This window comes from Peribacillus sp. NPDC056705 (assembly GCF_043656335.1).
In genome coordinates this window covers 1-274 of sequence record NZ_JBHTYI010000116.1, presented here as the reverse complement: position 1 = coordinate 274, position 274 = coordinate 1, and the positions used below count along the sequence as shown (strand labels likewise).

Genomic DNA, 274 nt, shown 5'->3' with positions numbered 1-274 from the left:
GCTGTCATGACAAGCTCCAGAGACATACTCTCGAGAATATCTTGAACTTCTTCAAGCGGAATATTACGCTCTTTCAGATCCTGGATCGCGCTTTCAATGGAGCCGGGTTGAACACCGTCACCCGCGGAACGTTCATAATCACGTTTACGGCGAATTCGATGATTCTGTTCAGCGATATTAACCAATTGAAAGTAAATGGCAAATGCGCGAATCACCTGATGTCGAATGTCAGGATCCAAGGTGCTGATGATCCTCTTGAAATCTGCATATAACT

Annotated in this window: 1 pseudogene (cut by a window edge); it reads right to left on the bottom strand. The window is 44.9% G+C overall.

The features are described 5' to 3' along the window. Positions 1-215 (bottom strand): annotated as a pseudogene (locus ACFRAK_RS27935) (phosphoenolpyruvate carboxylase) (its annotated part extends 423 nt beyond the left edge of the window); the annotation flags it as partial. Between the last annotated feature and the right edge of the window lie 59 nt (positions 216-274).